This window comes from Schaalia odontolytica (assembly GCF_031191545.1).
GTDB lineage: Bacteria > Actinomycetota > Actinomycetes > Actinomycetales > Actinomycetaceae > Pauljensenia > Pauljensenia odontolytica.
Genome location: NZ_CP133472.1, coordinates 1,542,834 through 1,560,694, shown reverse-complemented (window position 1 = coordinate 1,560,694; position 17,861 = coordinate 1,542,834). Strand labels below are relative to the sequence as shown.

Genomic DNA, 17,861 nt, shown 5'->3' with positions numbered 1-17,861 from the left:
CCTACGGCAGCACCGGCCTGTTAAGTGACGCGGCGCGCCCGGAGGAGGTCGACGACGGAAATGGTCACAACCGCTCCCACGATGAGGACCATGCCCACAATGTCGATGCCCGTGTATGAGGTTCCCATCATGAGAGCGGAAAAGGTGGCGGCAGCGATGGGTTCGAGGCTTCCGATGAGAGAGGCTTTGACGGGGCCGATACGGTCCACTCCCCACAGGTAGGCCGTGAAGGCGACGGCGGTGCCGAGTGCGACCGTGATCGCCATGGCGAGGACGACGTCTGGCGTCCATGTGATCGTGAAGCGCCAGACCCGGCCGACGAGGCCGACGCCGAGGCCGGCGATCAGCAGGCCGTATCCCACGACGAGGTCCGCGCCGTAGGATGCGATGAGCCTGGCCGGCAGCAGGGTGTAGGTCGCCAGCGTGAGCGCGGCGACGGCTCCCCACGCGAGTGTCGTGGGCGTGAGGACGAGGGAGTCCAGCGACCCGTGTGTACACAGCAGGAAGGTGCCGACAACGGCGAGGCCAATGGCGATCACCTCGGATGGCCGCGGCCATCGCCCGTGGGTGAGGCACACCCAGACGACAATGAGGATGAGGCCCAGGTATTCGAGAACGGTGCCGGTGCCCGCGTTCGATGCGCGGATGACTCCCATGTAGCTGAGCTGGCAGGCCGCCAAGCCAAGGATCGCGAAGAGGACGAGGCCTCGCCAGTTGCGAGGCGCGGACACCAGTTCCCGGTGCTTGGGCGAAACTCCTCGCGAGCAGGCCAGGACGTAGGCGAGTGTCAGAAGCCCACCGACGGTCATGCGGAAGAAACTGATGAGAGTGAGCTCGACGCCGTGGCGGCTCATGAGATACTCGGCGGAGACGCCGGAGGCCCCCCAGCACAGGGTGGCCACGACGGTCACGAGATACCCTCGAGCGTTGCGCACGGCGTCCTTCATTTGTGCCCCCGAGACGATTCGAACGTCCGACACCCGCTTTAGGAGAGCGGTGCTCTATCCCCTGAGCTACGAGGGCGTGACAAGTTGTCCGCGCCCACTGTAGCAAAGTGCGCGCAGCGCCGCCCCCTCACCCACCCTGCGGACGCGGGGTTCACACGATGCGATACGCGCGGTAGCGACGGACGAGGCCGAGGCCCCACCTGGTAACCTCGGCCTCGCTTGACGTAACAATCAGCGGCGCTCCCAAGCGGTGTGGACCGCAGCATCAGCTTCGCCCAGGTGGGCGGAGGGAACGATCATGACCGGGCAGGTCGAATGTCCGAGCACGGTCTGAGAGGTCGAGCCAAGCAAGACACCGGCGAGGCCCCCACGGCCTCGGGTGCCCACGACGATCAGGTCGACGGCGGTCGAGAACTCGATGAGCAGCGAAGCGGCGGAGCCGTCGAGGGCGTGGCGTGCGACGTGCACGTCGGCACCGTCAAGGGCCGCCTTGATCGCCTGGTCCATGCCCTCACGCACCTGCGCAAGAAGGGCCGAGTGGTCGACACCGGTGGGCGTCCAGGTCATGACGGAGGGGCCGACCGCGATCGGAACTGCCGACACCGCTGTGACGCGCGCGTCCCACAGGCGAGCCTCGGAGATCGCGCGTTTGAGGGCGCAGGAGGGCTGATCGGTTCCGTCCACGCCGACGACGATGCGCACGACCGGGGTGAACTTCTTACCAGAGGTGTGACGCGGGACCACAACGACCGGGCACTTCGAGTGCGCGGGTAGAGCCGACGAGACGGTACCGAGAAGACGGTCGGCAAAACCGCCGCCCCCGCGCGAACCGACGACAATCAGGTCAACCTCGGCGGAGAAGTCAATGAGTACACCCGCCGGATCTCCGGGTTCGGTAGAGCCGGACACATGCGCCGCGCCGCGCTCGCGCGCCAATGCCTTGGCCTCCTCGACGACCTGTTCGGCCCCGGCCTTCAGAGCCTCATCATCGAGCACGGCGTAACCGCCATCGAGGGCGGCAGCTGAGTAGGAGGCCAGCGCGTAGGTACACAGGCAATGGATACGCGCTCCGGTGCGCGCGCCGCGATCGGCGGCCCATTTGACGGCGGCAAGGCTCTCCGTCGAGCCATCGACACCGACCAGAATGACTTCGGTAGAACTCATGATGTCCTCCTCGTGGTGGCAGTCACTTATATTGTGCCGTATTTTGACGACCAGCGAAAGCCCAACCTGGCGACAGACAACGATCCCCGCAGCCCGTTGGGGCTGCGGGGATCATCAGCTGTCTATCGCAGGCTCAGTAGCGCACGTAGGTAGCGCCGCCGCGGACCGGCGAAATCTGGGAGAGACGGCCGGGCACGGTGGCCTCGACCATCTGGCCGCCGCCGATGTAGATGGCGACGTGGCCGGGGTAGGACACGATGTCACCGGGCTGCGGGTCGGAGACGATGGTGCCGCCGGCGGCCTGAGCGGACGAGGAGTGCGGCAGGTTGATGCCAGCAGCCGCGTACGCGTACTTGACCAGGCCGGAGCAGTCGAGGCCCGCGAGGCTCTCGCCACCGTAGACGTAGGGGATGCCGGTCAGGCCAAGCGCGACGGAGACAATGTCGGAGCCCGCGGCGTTCAGGGCGGCCTGGCGAGCGGAGGTGTTGCTCGTGGCGGCGTCGGAGCGAGACTCCGAACGGGAAGCAGCGGACGAGTCGGAGGACTGCTCAGCAGCGGCCGGGGTCGCGGCGACGGGGGCCGGCGCGGGTGCCTCGGCGGTAACGGACTCGGCGGCATCCTCTTCGGCGGTCCACGCGATGTCCGGGACCTCAACCGTCGTCACGTCATCGACGGCAACGGTCGTGGTGTTCAGGTCCGCGCTCTGCGGCTCAGACTGGGGGGTTGCCGGGGCGGCGTTTGCAACGCCGGCGGCAATCGCGGTCAGCGCAACACCGGCTGCCGACGCGAAGGCGATCGGACGAGCTGCGGCGGAGGCGTTGAGGCCCTCGACCATGGTGTCGGTCAGCGGGCGACGAGCCAGGCGGTGACGCGGAGCAGGCTTAGTAGTCTTCACTCATATTCTCCCTGTTTCCCTGCGAGGTTAGCTGTCGGGTTCGGACGGGAGGTCCGGCTCGGCTTACGAGCTTCACCCCTAGGCGCTGAAGAGCCACGGTTGGGTTCCCCGCGTGAGACGATTTTTCCGCTCCATCCGTCGTCTCACTTCGGGCACCGGACGGGCGGGTGGTCTGATGACCGCTAGCAACTATACCCTCGCCAACTGATCAATGTCACGTTCTGGTAACATTCAATTCCCTCATCGTTACCATTCCGTGACATTCGCATCCCGCCATACCGGGAAAAACTCGCCCCATGCGCACGTTTTGCGATTCGAGACACACCCTTCGGAGACGACAAAAGCCGGGGCTTAACGCCCCGACTTCGTCACCCGTCGACCCTTACTCACCCCGCACGAAGAGGTGCGCAGCAAGAGCCATGGGAATCGTCAGGTAACCGCGAACCTCCCCGGCCTCGTCAAGGGCCGCCACGCGCACGACGGCACCGTGGCTGGACAGACCCACGCGAGCGCCCGGGCGCAGACCGAGTTCGTCGAAAGACGCCAGCAGCTCCGCCTCCGCCTGAATCGGCTCGCCAATGCGCGCCAGCGTCAGGGCTCCCACCTCGGGGGAACGCACCACCAGCTCAGCCGAATGAGTCCCCTCCAGCTGCTCGCAGCCGGGCATGGGGTTGCCATAGGGGTCCACGCACGTGTTACTCAGCAACTCCTCTAGCCGCGCCTCGACCGCATCGCTCATCACGTGTTCCCAGCGGCAGGCCTCATCGTGCACCTGGGCCCACTCCATGCCGATCACGTCGAGGAGGAGACGCTCAGCCAGGCGATGCTTGCGCAGCACCTCAGTGGCGTGCGCGCGGCCGACCTCGGTGAGTTCGAGGCGGCGATCGCCCATCACATGCAACAACCCGTCGCGCTCCATGCGTGCGACCGTCTGCGAGACCGTGGGGCCGGAATGCCCCAGGCGGTCGACGATACGCGCGCGCAGGGGGGTGACCCCGTCCTCCTCAAGCTCAAGGATGGTCTTGAGATACATCTCGGTCGTGTCGATCAGGTCTGCCACGGCGGCCTCCTTCTTCAAGCATGCAATATACACAGAATAGGGTCACCTTCCTTCTCGCAAGCGCAACGTGGCATTACTGCGGAAAAACGCGAGTGTCGACGCGTGCACACTCACGACAATTCGATTAACGAGCGTGATGGAAATACTCCATTCCTGGGGACTAGTCTGTTGCCATGGTGACTTTTCCCGATATCCCCCAGGCTCTTGCGCCCGCAGACGGGCGCTTCGGCTCCGGCCCCTCCAAGGTGCGTGCCGCCCAGCTCGAGGCACTCTCCTCTCCCCTCCTCATGGGCACCTCGCACCGCGCCAGGCCCGTGCGAGAGGTCGTCGCCTCATTAAAGAACGGCTTGCGTAGCCTTCTCACGATCCCCGACGACTATGAGGTCGTCCTGGGCAACGGCGGCGCCTCCGCGTTCTGGGACGTCGCCTGCGCGAGCCTCATCTCCTCGCGCGCGGCATTCGGCTCCTGGGGAGCCTTCGGTGCCAAGTTTGCTTCCGAGGCCGCTCATGCCCCGCACCTGGACACTCCCCTCATCGACGAGGCCACGTACGGTTCTCTCGCCACGGTGTCCCCCCGCGGGGCTGAGGAGGGCATCGACGTCTACGCCTACCCCCACAACGAGACCTCGACGGGCGTCGTCTCCCCCGTCTACCGAGTCGAGGTGCCGGGCGCGCTCACCATCGTCGACGGCACGTCGATCGCGGGGGCTACGCCGGTGGACCTCACACAGGTCGACGCCTACTACTTCTCCCTCCAGAAGTCCCTCGGATCCGACGGCGGTCTGTGGGCGGCCATCCTCTCCCCCGCCGCGATCGAGCGCGCGCGCCACATCGAGGCAACACCCGCGGGCAGGTGGATCCCACAGTTCCTCTCTCTGACCGGCGCGGTTCTCAACTCCGCCAAGGACCAGACGCTCAACACTCCCGCGCTCGCGACGATCATCATGGCTGAGTGCCAGGTTCGCTGGCTCCTCGACCGCGGCGGGATGAGTGCGGTGAGCGCCCACTGCGCCCACGCCTCGTCCCTCGTGTACGAGTGGGCAGAGACCAACCTGGCCGCCCGCCCCTTCGTCGAAAACCCAGCGTGGCGCTCCCCCGTGACCGCGACGATCGAGATCGACGAGGCCGTGGCCGTCTCCGAACTCATCGCACACCTGCGCTCACACGGGATTGTCGACATCGGCGCTTACCGAGGCGTGGGCGCGAACCAGCTCCGCATCGGCACGTGGCCGAGTGTGGCAATCGAGGACGTGGAGGCGCTCCTGGCGTGCATCGACTACTGCCTGGAGCGGGTGCTGTAGAACGCCCCCTCAGCTCGGGTCAACCGAGCGGCGCGGCGCGTCAACGGACGAATCCGCTTCGACGCCCACCCACGGGAACGTCCGGCTTCGCACGAGGCGCCCCTTCCAGTGGATCATCGCCCACGCTCCGCAGATGAGCGCGATACCGAGCGAGGCGATGCCGCCGACCAGGATCGACCAGCGCGCGCCAAACGTCGTGCCCACCCACCCGATGAGTGGCGAGCCGATCGGCGTCGCTCCCAGGAACACGAGCGAGTACAGGGCCATGACGCGCCCTCGCTTGTCTGGGTCGGTGCGTGTCTGCACGAGAGCGCTCGCGCTCGTGTTCATCGTCAGCATGCCAAAGCCCGTGGGGATCGACAGAAGCGCGAAGCACCAGTAGGAGGGTGCCAAGCCCAGGAGGATTTCGGCGATCCCATAGAAGGTGGCTCCCAGGAGGATCGTGCGCAGACGGGGAGCGCGGCGCGCAGCGCCCGTGGATCCGAGAATCGAACCGAAGGCCATGAAGGTCGAGAGGATGCCGAAGGAGCCGGCGGCTTTTCCGAAGACCGTCGTCGCCATGAGGGCGCTCGTCATCTGGAAATTCATGCCCAGGGCACTCACGACGAAGATCAACGCAAGGACGATGCGGATGTCGGTGCGACTATGCACGTAGGCGACGGACTCGCGCAGCTGACCCGGCATTCTGGGCACGAGGGTGCGCGGGTAGAGCTGGTCTACGCGCATGAGCGCCAGTGCGATCACGGGGGCCATGAACATGACCGCGTCGATGAGAAACACGGGTCCGATGCCCCACCAGTCGATGAAGAAGCCCGCCGAGGCCGGTCCGATGAGTCGCGCCGTGTGGAAAGCAGTCGCGTTCAAAGCCACCGCGTTCGCCATCTTCTCGTGGGGCACGAGCTCGCCGACGAAAGCCTGACGCGCCGGAGTGTCGATAGCGGAAATCGTCCCAGAAACAAAAGCCAGGACGTACTGGTGCCACAGCTCGCCCGTGCCCGTCAGCACGACGATGCCGATGACGAGGGACACGAGGCCAACCCCCACCTGAGTGCACTGGAGCAGTCGGCGCCCCGGGATGCGATCCGCGAGCACGCCCGCCGACGCGGAGAAGAGGATGATGGGGAGGAACTGCAGTGCGGTCACCAGGCCAACCTGGGAGGCGTCGTGGTCGGTGAGGACCGTCAGCACGTACCAGTCCTGGCCGACTCGCTGGAGCCAGACACCCGTCGACGCGATCAGGGACGCGATAAACCAGTAGCGGTAGTTCACGTAGCGCAGCGACTCGAATGTTGTCCCCATGGCGTTCCTCCCTCTCCCGATCTGCGCACAGCGCGAGGGTGGGGCTGGGATGGCCGGTCCTCCTCACGGATGCACCTTCTCAGGATACGACCGCCCCGCCGGAGCCTGGCTCCGGCGGGGCGGGACGAAGGCGAAGGGTGACGAATCAGCCGACGCCGAGGAGGCGCTGGATCGGCCCCATGAGGAAGTAAACGATAAACAGAACAGAGACCAGCCACATGAGCGGGTGGACCTTCAGGCCCTTACCCTTCACGAGCTGAATGAGCGCGTAGGTCACGAAGCCCACGCCGATGCCGACGGACACGGAGTAGCCGAAGGGCATGAAGGCAACCGTCATGAAGGCCGGGATCGCGACCTCCGGATCCTTCCAGTCGATGTCGAGCACCTGGGTCATCATGAGGTAGCCGACGAACACGAGGGCCGTCGAGGCTGCCTCGGTCGGGACCAGTTCGACGAGGGGAGCCAGGAAGGTCGACAGCAGGAACAGGATGCCGGTGACCACGGAGGCCAGGCCGGTGCGAGCACCCTCGGCCACGCCCGAGGCGGACTCGACGTAGGAGGTGTTCGACGAGACGCCACCGACGCCGCCGGCCACGGCGGCCAGGGAGTCGACGATCAGGATCTGGCGGGTCTTGGGCGGGTTGCCGTCCTTGTCGAGCAGATCGCCCTCGGCACCGACGGCCACCATGGTACCCATCGTGTCGAAGAAGTCAGCGAGCATGAGAGAAAAGACCAGAAGGATGACGGAGACGACGCCGAGCTTGCCGAAGCCTCCGAAGAGGTCCACCTTGCCGAGCGTGTCAAAGACGGGGACCGCGATCGGAGAGCCCTTGAGCTCGGGGACGGTCTGGCCCCAACCGGTCGGGTTGGTCTCGGAGATGCGGTCGATGTGGGCGAAGGCTTGGACGACCCCAGCGAGGACCGTCGCGGCAACGATCGAGATCAGCACCGAGCCCTTCACTCCACGCACGTGGAGAATGATCATGAGGAACAGACCGAACACGAAGACGAGGGCCGGCCACCCATCGAGCGAGCCGGAGATGCCAAACTCGACGGGGGTCGCACCCGCGCGCACGATGCCAGCGTTGACGAGGCCGATGAGGGCAACGAACAGGCCCAGACCCACCGTGAGGGCGGTCTTCAGGGCGGCGGGAACTGCGCGGAACACCGCCTCACGAAAACCGGTGAGGACCAGCAGGAAGATGAGGATACCTTCCCAAGCGATCACGCCCATGGCCTCGCCGTAGCTGAGGCCGGAGCCAAGAACCAGGGTGAAGGCGACGACTGCGTTGAGGCCGAGGCCTGCGGCGAGCGCCAGCGGGTAGTTCGCGACAACGCCCATGAGGATCGTCATGATGCCCGCGACGAGCGCGGTGCCGGCGGCGATACCCTGGGTCGTAATGGAGCCATCCTCGGGAACGGCGTTGCCCAGGATTGCCGGGTTGACGACCAGGATGTAAGCCATCGCGAAGAAGGTGACAATTCCACCGCGAATCTCGCTACCAATAGTCGAGCCGCGCTTGGAGATCTGGAAGAAGGAATCAAGTGACTGTGCGAAGCCGCCGCGGGATGGGGCGGTTTTTTCTTGTGTGCTCACCGGATAATCGTGCCCGGTCGCGGGCCCGCATGCAAACATAGTCGCCATATGCCCACTTGCTGAGAAAGCACCCGAGAGTCAGTCTCGGATGCTTCCTGTCAGTTCGTAGCAGAAGGCGTGTCAGTCGGGTTGCGCAGTACCCTCCGAAGCCTCGGTCCTGTCGGCCTCGTCCTTCCTCGGCTCATCCCTCTTCGCCTCGTTCGATGCTGGGGGCATCGGCTCCGCATCGAGCACCCCCTCGTTGACGCGCGACGGACGCACCGGCCACGCCGTGTCATTCTTGGGCACGTCGGTCTCCGAATGCGAGCCGCACGTGTGATCCAAGGACACAACGGCACCGTCGTCAGCCGCCCATTCGTTCGCACAGACGCCAAACATGGTGCGCATGCCGCCGCTCATCTTCATGAGGAAACCACACGAGGAGCAGGTGTTTCGCGGGCGACGACCGGACGTCGGCCCCCTCTCGGACTCGTACCACCGCTTGGCTGCCTGATCGAGCCCCTCCTGCGACAGGACGCGCGCACGTCCCAGCCCGAGTTCACGCACGACCGGCAGATCAAGGTCCTCGCTGGCATCCTCAAAACCCTGCTCGAGGCGTTCATCGTCCGCTTTGTACGGCAGGACATCATCTCGAGAAATGTCCGAGGGACGCAGGCGCTCTTCCCAGGGCACCCACTCCGGGGCCAACAGCGCACCCTCACGGGGAGTCATGTCAACCTCGCACACGGTGGCGACGCGTCCGCGCGGCACGCGGGCAACGGTGACCGCCCAGCACCAGCCCACGTAACCCGCGTCGGTCGACGCGAAGTAGTGGGTAGCCAGGCGCTCCGAGAGCATCTCGAAGCCCGCATGCTCGCCGACGGGACGCGGATAAGCCACCGCTTCGGCACCGGCGCGCGCGACGTCGACAGCGCCCTCCAGGACGGCGTCCTTCTTCACTGCCCGAACACGGGCCTGAGTCTTAGGCATCAAATTCCTCTGCGACGGCGCGCAGTACCTTCGCGATCTTGGTTGCGTTGTCCGGGTACGATCCGCGGCGCAGGGCGGCGCTCGAGGAATCGAGGAGCTTGATCAGATCCTCGACGACGGGCACCATCGCCTGCGGCTTGCGACGCTTGGCTCGGGCAACGGAAGCTGTCTCCTTGAGGAAACGCACGCTGAGCGCCTGCGGTCCCTTACGTCCGTCAGCAACCGAATACTCCACGCGTGAGCCCACTCGAGGGCTGGGGTGATCGGCCGGGAGCGCGGACGAGTGGAGGAAGACATCCGCCCCGTCGTCTCCTGCGATGAAGCCGAAACCGCGATCAGCGTCGAAGAACCTCACTTTACCTGTGGGCATGGTCCCCTCCTTCTATCAATAGTCTGAGAGCCCAATGGGCTACACCCATCATAGGATGCTCTGTCGATGCGCGCGGGAGGCGAGCCAACGCCTGTAGCGAACAGCACCGAGCACCCCATGCGGAAGCAACTTTCACGTAGACTGACCCCACGGAAACAATCACGCTGCGAAGGTTTCATCACATAGTCGACATAAGCTTCCAGCATGGTGTATGTTCATCTGTTCGCCACTTCGCAGGAGGACCCAGTGTCACGATTCCGCCGCTTCAGCCTCGTCGCTGTTCTCACAGCGATGCTGCTCGCGCTCGGCCTGCCGACGTTCGCAACGTCGCCGGTCACGGTCAGCGGGGCTGTCACTGACCCAGCGGGCTGGCTCGACAGCTCCGACCGTTCGACCGTCGAAGGGGCCGTCAGCAAGGCCGCCACTTCCGGCTCGAACATCTCCTTCATCTTCGTTGAAGACCTTTCGGGCTTGAGCGCCTACAAGTGGTGCACTCAAACACTGGAGGATTCCTCTCTCGGCCACTCCGACGTCATCTATGTCATCGCCTACACGGAGCGCGCCGACGCCGCGTGTAGCAACAACCCCTCCATCCAATCCCAGCTGTCCAACGCCATCAAGGCCGCCGAGGCGCAGCTGAGGTCGAACCCCCTGACATCGCGCGACGCCGCCAACGCGGCTACCGCCTTCGCTGACACCCTCGTTTCCCGCTCCTCGTCGGGGACCTCGTCACAGACCGCGCAGCCGACGAGCACTTCATCGTCCTCGTCGGGCGGCTTGAACTCCTTCTACATCCTGTCCGCCATGTTCGTCGGCGGCCTCCTCCTCATCGGCATCACGGTCGCCGCTTCCTCACGCCGCAGCAAGAAGAGCGCGGCGCACGCGATGGCCATCGACTCGGTAGCAGCCGAGAAGGCCGTCCAGGAAGCCAATCGCCAGCTGCTCGCCGCCGACGAGCAGGTGCGAACCGCGACTGACGAGTTGAACTTCGCTCGCGCACAGTTCGGCCTGACCTCGACGGATGACTTCGCAAGAGCGATCGAGAACGCGAAGGCCGCCGTGACGCGCTGCTTCGATCTCCAGGTGCGAATGAACGACGCGACCGCCACTCTTGAGCGCTCCGAGCTGGCGAAGAAGCTCATGCGCGACCTCGGTTCCAATCTCAACCCCCTGAGCCAGATCCAGGCCGCATTCGCCACCAAGCGCGCGGAGGAGGCGACGCTCCCCGAGCGCATCCGCGAGGCGCGCGAGCGCCTCGCCGAGGAGCTCACCGACCTCGAGCGCGCCAAAGCCGAGCTGGTCACCATCGCCGGCATCTACCCCGCACAGATGCTCGCCTCCCTCCAGGACAACCCCGAGCAGGCGGCCGCACTGCTCACCTCGGCGCGTTCCGCCCTCGATACCGCCGACGAGGTGGTGGACACGGACCGCACCCGCGCGGCTAGCGCCCTGGACACCGCACACCGCGCGCTGACGATGGCCAACCATCAGACGGACGCGATCTTCACCGCCAAGTCAGACCTCGACGCGATCCGCGACCGACTGGCCGGCGCCATCGGTTCGATCTCGGCGGATCTGTCGGACGTCGAGCGCCTCGACACCGATCCCGCAACCTTCACCCCCCTCGTCGCCGACGCGCGCGCGGCGATCTCCGAGGCTCAGGCTGCCCTGGCAAACAACGGCGACCCTCTCGCCGCGCTCGAGCACCTGCGCACTGCCGAGGCGACCATCGACGCCGCCCTCGCACCCCTGCGCACCAGCCAGGAGGCCCGCGACAAGGCTTTCTCCGCGGCGACAAGCCAGATCGCCCTCGCGGAATCCGCCGTCGGCCAGGCGCAGCGCTACGTGCAGGGGCGCCGCGGCGCCATCGACCTGCAGGTGCGCGGCACGCTGAACAACGCCGAACAGGCGCTGCGCGCGGCGCACGACTCCCTCGACAAGGACCCGCAGGCAGCTGCCACTCACGCGGCCAACGCCCGCGCGTTCGCCGACCGCGTCATGGCCACCCCCATTCAGCCGACTACCGGCAGCTGGGGAAGCGGAACGAGCAACAACGGTTCCTTCACCGGTTCCTCACTCGGCGACTTCCTCCTGTGGTCCACGCTCTTCTCGCAGTCGGGCCCCGGCTACCAGGGCCGACGCGACCGCGACTACGACCGCTTCGATCATTACGATCGCGGCTCCCGTTCATCCGGCTCCGGCTGGTCCTTCGTCTCCGGCTCCGGCTCCAACTGGGGCGGCGGCTTCGGCGGCTCCTCCGTTTCCGGCTCCGGCTCCAACTGGGGCGGCGGCTTCGGCGGCTCCTCCGTTTCCGGAAGTTTCTGACCTCCCAACCCACCCATGAGGCCGCGACGTTCTGCATGTGCGGGCCTCACGATGCCCTGCCCCTCGGAAAACGTGAGTGAGTCCGTCACGGCTCGGCATATTTCCTCGTAAACTAAGGATGCTCGCGAGGCTGCGCCGCACCATACAGTGCGATGTCGACGCTATCAAGCCACGCAGCCAGAGGTTTATCCGCTTCACCGACGAGCAGGAGGCACCGTGTCACGGATCCGACGCCTGGGCTTCGCAGCCATCGTGATGGCTGCGATGCTGGTCGGCGGCGCGCCCGCATTTGCGACCGAGCCGCTCACCACGAGCGGACACGTCACCGATCCCGACGGCTTCCTGAGCGACGATGAGCGCACCCGACTTGAGAGCGAAGCAGAATCGCTGCGTTCCACCTACGGCACAATTATCGACGCAGTCGTTATCCCCAATTTCTCCGACCAGGAACCGGCCGTTTGGTGCCAGGCCACCCTCGAGAAATCACGTACTGCGGAAAAGGGCATCCTCTACGTTGTTTCCTACGAGGATGGCACAGACTCCTACTGCGCAGATGCACAATTCGCTCGAAACCTGACAACGGACCCGTCCCTCAAGCGAATCTTCGACGATGCCCTGGCGAGCGCTCGAAACAACTACACATCGAGCCCATTAACCAGCGATGCGGTGAGCGCCGGCATCAGCTCTTTCATCAGCGATATCGACACCGCCATCTACATTCACGCGCAAGTGCATCGCCACAACGTCACGATGCAGCAAGGGCAGGACAGTAGAAACAAGGACGACACAACCCGCATCGTCATCATTTTCATCATCGCAGGCGGGTTGCTCATCCTTACCCTTTTTCTCGAGCTGCGGGCCAAGCTGCGCGAACAAGAGCAAGACGACGGACGCGACACGAAATCCGCGGACCTCACCCCTCTCGTCGACCCTGTGAGGCGCGAAGCCTTGAGGTTAGCCGCGGAAGCACGGCGGCGCTTGTCGGAGGCCGAGGAACAGGTGCGCGCCGCGGAAGAGGACTGGAATTTCGCTCGCGCCCAGTTCGGTAGTGCCGCGGCTGAACAGTACGGGCGCCGCCTCGAGGCGGCCAAAGAGGCTATCGCACGCGGCCTCGACACACACAAACAGATCGAGCAGACCCCTGATTCCCATGCCAAGCGACGCCTCGCCACAACAATCACGGAGGATCTCGACAAGAACCTGGCACCCCTGCAGGATGCTCGCAAGGAGTTTGCCGCACAGCGCGAGAAGCGCTCATCGCTTCCCACGCAGCTTGCCGACGCTCGCGAACGTCTCGTCGAGGAGCTCGCCGATCTGGAGCGCTCGAAGGAAGAACTCTCCAGCATCGCGGGCCTCTACCCCGAGTCCATGCTCGCTTCCCTCCAGGACAATCCGCAGCGCGCGGAACAGCTGCTGGAGTCCGCTCGCGCGGCGTTGGAGACGGCCGGCGCGCATCTCGACACCGACGCCACCCGCGCAGCATCCGCGCTGGATACCGCCCAGCGCGCACTAACCATGGCCAATGCGCAGACGGATGCAATCTTCTCTGCGAAGACCGATCTCGATGCCTTCCGCGAGAGGCTCATTTCTTCCATCGGATCCGTGTCCGCCACCCTGACGGAGGTGAAGCAGCTCGATTCCTCCGATGTTTTTTCTCCCCTTCTCGACGAGGCCGAGGCCGCCATCACCAGGGGACAGCGCGCGCTAGTCAGCGACGAGGATCCCCTCGGTGCGCTCGAAAACCTTCGCGACGTGGAGCTCCGAATGGATGCGATCCTCGCTCCACTCATGACTCAGAAATAAGTTACGCGCAAGGCGAAAGGTACCGCCCAGCGCCATATTCGTGACGCTGATGCCACCGTCGCCTGGGCTCGCAAGTACTGAAGGACCACGAGGGTTCGGCACTGTTCGACGTGAACAAGCTGATGAGCGAAGCCGACCAGGCAATGACCGAAGCGCGCGCAGCCCACGACGAAGATCCCCTAGATGAATTTGTAAGAACCTTCCGCATTGAAAACGAACAGGATGTTGAAACTCAGCTGATTTCAGGGAATTACTTTTAGGTACTTTCAATGTCAGGATTTTAAAATGGGGTAAAAGCGAGACAATAACGAATGACTCCCATTTGGTTCTAAAATCTACGATACCTAAGGAAGTTGATAGACGGATAATGGCCAAATTTAGTTTAGAAGAACCCCCAGTAAGGCACGGAATATTGTTTAGTACGTGTAACCCAGAAAGAAATAAAATGACTAGCTATAGCTAGAGTAAAAATGGTTGCAATACTCAACACTGTTATAGGATTAGAAGCGAAAAGCAAAGAGGGAATCAAGGCAGCCAGATAGAGTGTCGCTTGAGCACAGTAGTAACTTCTCGGATAGCGAAGATAGTTTTTGTTATAGGGCCCATTTGCTAGGACAGCAGCTTGGAAGAGGCCAATTCCGATATAAAAGAAGCTGATTGCAACGAGAAGATTAGCCTCGGGATTCAGGAGATAACCCATCGAAACTGTCATCAACATAAGCCCGATGAAAATAGGATAGTGACTATAAATTATAAATAATCCCCTTTGATTGGATCCTTGATCAATAGCATGGTCAAATTCGCCAAAATAAAACAAGAACAGGGAAAGCATGATAACGAAATTGAGAACCGAATAAATCGAGAAATTCTCAACTGTAAAGAAGCTGACTAGCCCAATAACCATTTCTCCAAACGTAATAATGACAAGAAGGGAGACGCGCTCGATTAAATGGGGAAGATTTACCTGGAAATGCTCATCTTTAGTAATCAAGAAAATTGGCACAATAAATGTTAGCAGAATACTAGCAATAAAGACATAGACTCCAACGTGAATTGGAAAAAGGGCTGCCAGATAGACTCCTAAGCTTTGTAGACCTGTTAACCATAGAAAACCTTTAATGCTTTCCCGATCAGCATTATCGGTTGATCCTCTAAAAAACTGAACCAAATATTGAAAAAATAAGGTAAGGGTTAATGTGCCAACAGCCCAACAGGTATAATAGTACCATTGCTGCCAATTGTATCCAATCATATTGGATATAAAGAGCATAAGTCCCATGTTGATAAACATGATTACCATGTTAAATAACGAGTTTGTTCCATAGCGATTGGTATAAATGGTTTGAATCATCCAGGAATTGATGATAACCATGACAGAGATGAAGAAATCAAGTAAAGAATCCCAAGCCAAAACACCGTTATGAAAAGGGTGAATTAAAGCAGTTGCTTTTGAAATTGCAAAAACAAACACTAGGTCATAAAATAGTTCTGAAAATTCTACACGTTTATGCTTGATAAGGGTCGCCATCTTAAGACCTTTCTATTTTAGAGGTGCAAGTGATCGTAACATGCATGATAGTACATAGCGCAACAAATAAACTCATAGTGTTTCAATATTAAAGTGAGATTATTCTCACTTATTATTAAATCTAATAGCTCCTCGTTTTCAATCAAGAGTTCTAATGGAGATTTTCTCTCGCTACAATAAAACCAGGTTCATTTTGGTTATGAAATGTCTTTTTCTGAGAAGTTGAATCAACATACAACTCTCCTCCATCTTCTATGTATAGCTGATTGCCTCTTGGTCGGTAGAGTAAATCCTCTAAGTATTATCCATCAGCATGTGGGAAATGCTCGATACATGTGACAGCTCTTAAGACTTCACCTATTTGATCAGAGCATTTATTAGATTCAAGAACACTCTTTTCTAACTCAATCTCTTTACTAATTTCAAATAGTTAGGTTGGAGTTGCATTACAACATTCTGCTATATTATCCGTGATTTACAAAGTTAGTATAGCCATTTTGTATTTCGCAATCGGAGATGGACTATTTCCTGATTCCTACACCGTCCATCTGAAAGACCTCAACATTCCCAGTACTATCTGTGATCGCCCCAATCTGAGCGCGGGCGCTCGCCCGGATGACCTGGGGTTGGAGGTGACGGGTCAGCGCATTGAGGCAGACCATGCAGTATTGGCATGCCGTATTGCTGGTGAGGGTCGGTGGTGCCGACGCTGCGGGTGCCAGGGCATTTCTCGTGACACGGCGGTCAGGCGCTTGGCGCACGAGCCCTGAGGGTGGCGTCCCACATCTGGCTGGCCTCCCAGCCCAACACGTAACGCGAGCGCATGGCGATCGTCGCGATGGATCGATTCCCGGGTTCACAAACGCAGCCACTGTAGAACTCCCCGGCGCGAGGGTGGTCATGGATCTCTTCCACGTCGCGCACCTGGCCGGGGATGCTCTCGATGAGTGCCGCAGGCACATCGGGCAAGAACGTCACCAGCGACGCGGGCATCCCTACCGCCCTCACGGAGATCGTCACACTGGGAAGAACGCTCAAACGGCGATCCAGAGATATCCTGGCCTACTTCGACCACCCCCACACCGCAGGCGGTCCCATCGAAGCCATCAACGGCCACCTCGAACACCTACGCGGCTCCGCACTCGAACTTGCGAAACCTCACCAACGACACCACCCGAGCACTCCTCGAAACAGGAGGATTCAGACCCCAACGACACCCCCAATTATGAAGAGCCGCTTTTTCCTGTTGACTTAGATGCCCCCTACAGGCAATCGCAGCGGCCTCGCGAGCCACCACGCTCGCCCAACGCGCGCTTGCGGCACCGGGACGACGATAGAGGAGGTTGACGAACATTCATCACCGCACGTGCTGACAATCATGACGACGTTGCGCATGACCATACCCGACACCGGCTCACGCCCGGCCGATTTCCACCCGCACCCGACCATCACGTACACTGGTCCCATACCAAAACAATGTGACTCAAAATACATTAGATTAAGGGCGTTGCGCCTCGCAATGATGTATTTTAATTTGTTCGCCACTAACCGAGGAGGATCACATGCCACGGATTCGAGACTCTCGAACACGTGAGCACCACGCGAGCCAGGCCAGACGCCACGCTCGATCCAATTCGTCTCACGTGGCGCCACTCGGGAGGCACACGCTCAGCGTCATCGCACCCCACTCCCCCACACACACTGATCCGACGACCGGCTTGGGCAACCTGTAGCCCACCAACCAATCGCGCGAGGCCTCATCTCGCTCACAACCCGCGCGCACGCGCACCAACCCACACCGCGCAGATGCGCACCACCCACAAAGGAGAACATCATGGCCGAAAAGCAGACGATCATGGGCCGCATCGCCCAGCTCGCGAAGGCGAACATCAACGCGCTCCTCGACAAGGCTGAGGACCCGGAGAAGATGATCGACCAGCTGATCCGCGACTACACCAACTCGATCATTGAGGCCGAGAACGCGATCGCTCAGACCCTGGGCAACCTGCGCATGGCCGAGAAGGACTACGAGGAGGACGTCAAGGCCGCCGCCGACTGGGGCCAGAAGGCCGCCGCCGCCTCCGCCAAGGCTGACTCCCTGCGCGCCGCCGGCGACGAGGCTGGCGCCACCAAGTGGGACGACCTGGCCAAGGTCGCGCTCGGCAAGCAGATCCAGTTCGAGAACGAGATCAAGGCCGAGGAGCCCACGCTCCAGGCCCAGCGTGACGTGGCCGACCGCCTCAAGCGCGGCCTCGCACAGATGAAGGACAAGCTCACCGAGCTGAAGACCCGCCGCGACCAGCTGATCGCCCGCGAGAAGACAGCCAAGGCGCAGGCCCAGGTCACCGACGCCCTCAGCTCCATCAACATCCTTGATCCCACGAGCGAACTCGGCCGCTTCGAGGACCGCGTCCGCCGCCAGGAGGCCCTCGCTCAGGGCAAGATCGAGCTGGCCGCATCCTCGCTGGATGCCCAGTTCGCTGAGCTCGAGACAGACTCCTCGCAGATCGAGATCGAGGCTCGCCTGGCCGCCCTCAAGGGCAACAACACGCAGGCGTGAGGGGCGCGGCTGACGCCGCACCCATACGCAGGCCGGGCGGCCC

14 protein-coding genes, 1 tRNA gene, 1 pseudogene and 1 riboswitch are annotated in these 17,861 nt (G+C 62.1%); of the genes and pseudogenes, 6 read left to right on the top strand and 10 right to left on the bottom strand.

Translation table 11 applies throughout. The features are described from left to right. Positions 1–20: 20 nt before the first annotated feature. The 5 genes from RDV55_RS06615 to RDV55_RS06595 form a co-directional block, all read right to left on the bottom strand. On the bottom strand, positions 21–935 hold the full coding sequence (locus tag RDV55_RS06615) for a DMT family transporter (RefSeq protein WP_111823888.1): 915 nt from the start codon (positions 933–935) through the stop codon (positions 21–23). A 15-nt stretch (positions 936–950) separates the two neighbouring features. Further along, positions 951–1,023 (bottom strand) — tRNA-Arg (locus tag RDV55_RS06610). 155 nt (positions 1,024–1,178) lie between these two features. Continuing rightward, entirely contained in the window at positions 1,179–2,111 is a 933-nt protein-coding gene (locus tag RDV55_RS06605; protein ID WP_111823889.1) for a universal stress protein, read from the bottom strand. A 133-nt stretch (positions 2,112–2,244) separates the two neighbouring features. Beyond that, a complete protein-coding gene (locus RDV55_RS06600) occupies positions 2,245–3,006 on the bottom strand; it encodes a C40 family peptidase (RefSeq protein ID WP_245907712.1) in 762 nt (253 codons plus the stop codon). Positions 3,007–3,008: 2 nt separating this feature from the next. Further along, positions 3,009–3,135: riboswitch (cyclic di-AMP (ydaO/yuaA leader) on the bottom strand. Positions 3,136–3,388: 253 nt separating this feature from the next. Beyond that, positions 3,389–4,066 (bottom strand): metal-dependent transcriptional regulator, encoded by a 678-nt coding sequence (locus RDV55_RS06595; protein ID WP_111823922.1) that lies wholly within the window; start codon positions 4,064–4,066, stop codon positions 3,389–3,391. 173 nt (positions 4,067–4,239) lie between these two features. Between RDV55_RS06595 and RDV55_RS06590 the strand changes: the two genes are divergently transcribed. After that, complete coding sequence (locus tag RDV55_RS06590) at positions 4,240–5,367, top strand: phosphoserine transaminase (protein WP_111823890.1); 1,128 nt, start codon at positions 4,240–4,242, stop codon at positions 5,365–5,367. A gap of 9 nt (positions 5,368–5,376) precedes the next feature. On the opposite strand, the gene RDV55_RS06585 is transcribed toward RDV55_RS06590, so the two are convergent. The 4 genes from RDV55_RS06585 to RDV55_RS06570 form a co-directional block, all read right to left on the bottom strand. After that, complete coding sequence (locus RDV55_RS06585) at positions 5,377–6,666, bottom strand: MFS transporter (RefSeq protein WP_111823891.1); 1,290 nt, start codon at positions 6,664–6,666, stop codon at positions 5,377–5,379. Positions 6,667–6,811: 145 nt separating this feature from the next. After that, the gene (locus RDV55_RS06580; RefSeq protein WP_111823892.1) at positions 6,812–8,263 is read right to left on the bottom strand and encodes an NCS2 family permease; all 1,452 of its coding nucleotides are present in this window, start codon (positions 8,261–8,263) and stop codon (positions 6,812–6,814) included. A gap of 120 nt (positions 8,264–8,383) precedes the next feature. Next, positions 8,384–9,232 (bottom strand): DUF3027 domain-containing protein, encoded by an 849-nt coding sequence (locus RDV55_RS06575; RefSeq protein WP_111823893.1) that lies wholly within the window; start codon positions 9,230–9,232, stop codon positions 8,384–8,386. After that, positions 9,225–9,602, bottom strand: a complete 378-nt coding sequence (locus RDV55_RS06570) for a cold-shock protein (RefSeq protein WP_111823894.1) — start codon at positions 9,600–9,602, stop codon at positions 9,225–9,227. The genes RDV55_RS06575 and RDV55_RS06570 overlap by 8 nt, the downstream gene beginning before the upstream one ends. A gap of 204 nt (positions 9,603–9,806) precedes the next feature. Between RDV55_RS06570 and RDV55_RS06565 the strand changes: the two genes are divergently transcribed. The 3 genes from RDV55_RS06565 to RDV55_RS06555 all read left to right on the top strand — a co-directional run bounded on the left by RDV55_RS06565 (position 9,807) and on the right by RDV55_RS06555 (position 13,990). Continuing rightward, on the top strand, positions 9,807–11,927 hold the full coding sequence (locus RDV55_RS06565) for a coiled-coil domain-containing protein (RefSeq protein WP_111823895.1): 2,121 nt from the start codon (positions 9,807–9,809) through the stop codon (positions 11,925–11,927). A 216-nt stretch (positions 11,928–12,143) separates the two neighbouring features. Beyond that, positions 12,144–13,730, top strand: a complete 1,587-nt coding sequence (locus tag RDV55_RS06560; RefSeq protein ID WP_245907713.1) for a TPM domain-containing protein — start codon at positions 12,144–12,146, stop codon at positions 13,728–13,730. Positions 13,731–13,840: 110 nt separating this feature from the next. Continuing rightward, positions 13,841–13,990 carry a hypothetical protein gene (locus RDV55_RS06555; protein WP_245907715.1) on the top strand — a complete coding sequence of 50 codons (150 nt, stop codon included), beginning with the start codon at positions 13,841–13,843 and terminating at the stop codon, positions 13,988–13,990. Between the two features lie 122 nt (positions 13,991–14,112). Here the strand turns inward: RDV55_RS06555 and RDV55_RS06550 are convergent, their stop codons facing one another. Continuing rightward, positions 14,113–15,258, bottom strand: a complete 1,146-nt coding sequence (locus tag RDV55_RS06550) for a low temperature requirement protein A (protein WP_111823896.1) — start codon at positions 15,256–15,258, stop codon at positions 14,113–14,115. A gap of 814 nt (positions 15,259–16,072) precedes the next feature. On the opposite strand from RDV55_RS06550, the pseudogene RDV55_RS10590 reads away from it, so the two are divergent. Together RDV55_RS10590 and RDV55_RS06540 are read left to right on the top strand one after the other, a co-directional pair. Continuing rightward, positions 16,073–16,487, top strand: a pseudogene (locus RDV55_RS10590) (transposase); the annotation flags it as partial. Between the two features lie 605 nt (positions 16,488–17,092). Next, complete coding sequence (locus tag RDV55_RS06540) at positions 17,093–17,818, top strand: PspA/IM30 family protein (RefSeq protein ID WP_111823897.1); 726 nt, start codon at positions 17,093–17,095, stop codon at positions 17,816–17,818. The last annotated feature ends 43 nt before the right edge of the window (positions 17,819–17,861 follow it).

Bases quoted from the DNA above. Each gene is read 5' to 3' on its own strand.
- RDV55_RS06605 (WP_111823889.1), bottom strand. From the start codon at position 2,111: ATGAGTTCTACCGAAGTCATTCTGGTCGGTGTCGATGGCTCGACGGAG.
- RDV55_RS06590 (WP_111823890.1), top strand. From the start codon at position 4,240: ATGGTGACTTTTCCCGATATCCCCCAGGCTCTTGCGCCCGCAGACGGG.
- RDV55_RS06585 (WP_111823891.1), bottom strand. From the start codon at position 6,666: ATGGGGACAACATTCGAGTCGCTGCGCTACGTGAACTACCGCTACTGG.
- RDV55_RS06575 (WP_111823893.1), bottom strand. From the start codon at position 9,232: ATGCCTAAGACTCAGGCCCGTGTTCGGGCAGTGAAGAAGGACGCCGTC.
- RDV55_RS06570 (WP_111823894.1), bottom strand. From the start codon at position 9,602: ATGCCCACAGGTAAAGTGAGGTTCTTCGACGCTGATCGCGGTTTCGGC.
- RDV55_RS06565 (WP_111823895.1), top strand. From the start codon at position 9,807: ATGGTGTATGTTCATCTGTTCGCCACTTCGCAGGAGGACCCAGTGTCA.
- RDV55_RS06550 (WP_111823896.1), bottom strand. From the start codon at position 15,258: ATGGCGACCCTTATCAAGCATAAACGTGTAGAATTTTCAGAACTATTT.
- RDV55_RS06540 (WP_111823897.1), top strand. From the start codon at position 17,093: ATGGCCGAAAAGCAGACGATCATGGGCCGCATCGCCCAGCTCGCGAAG.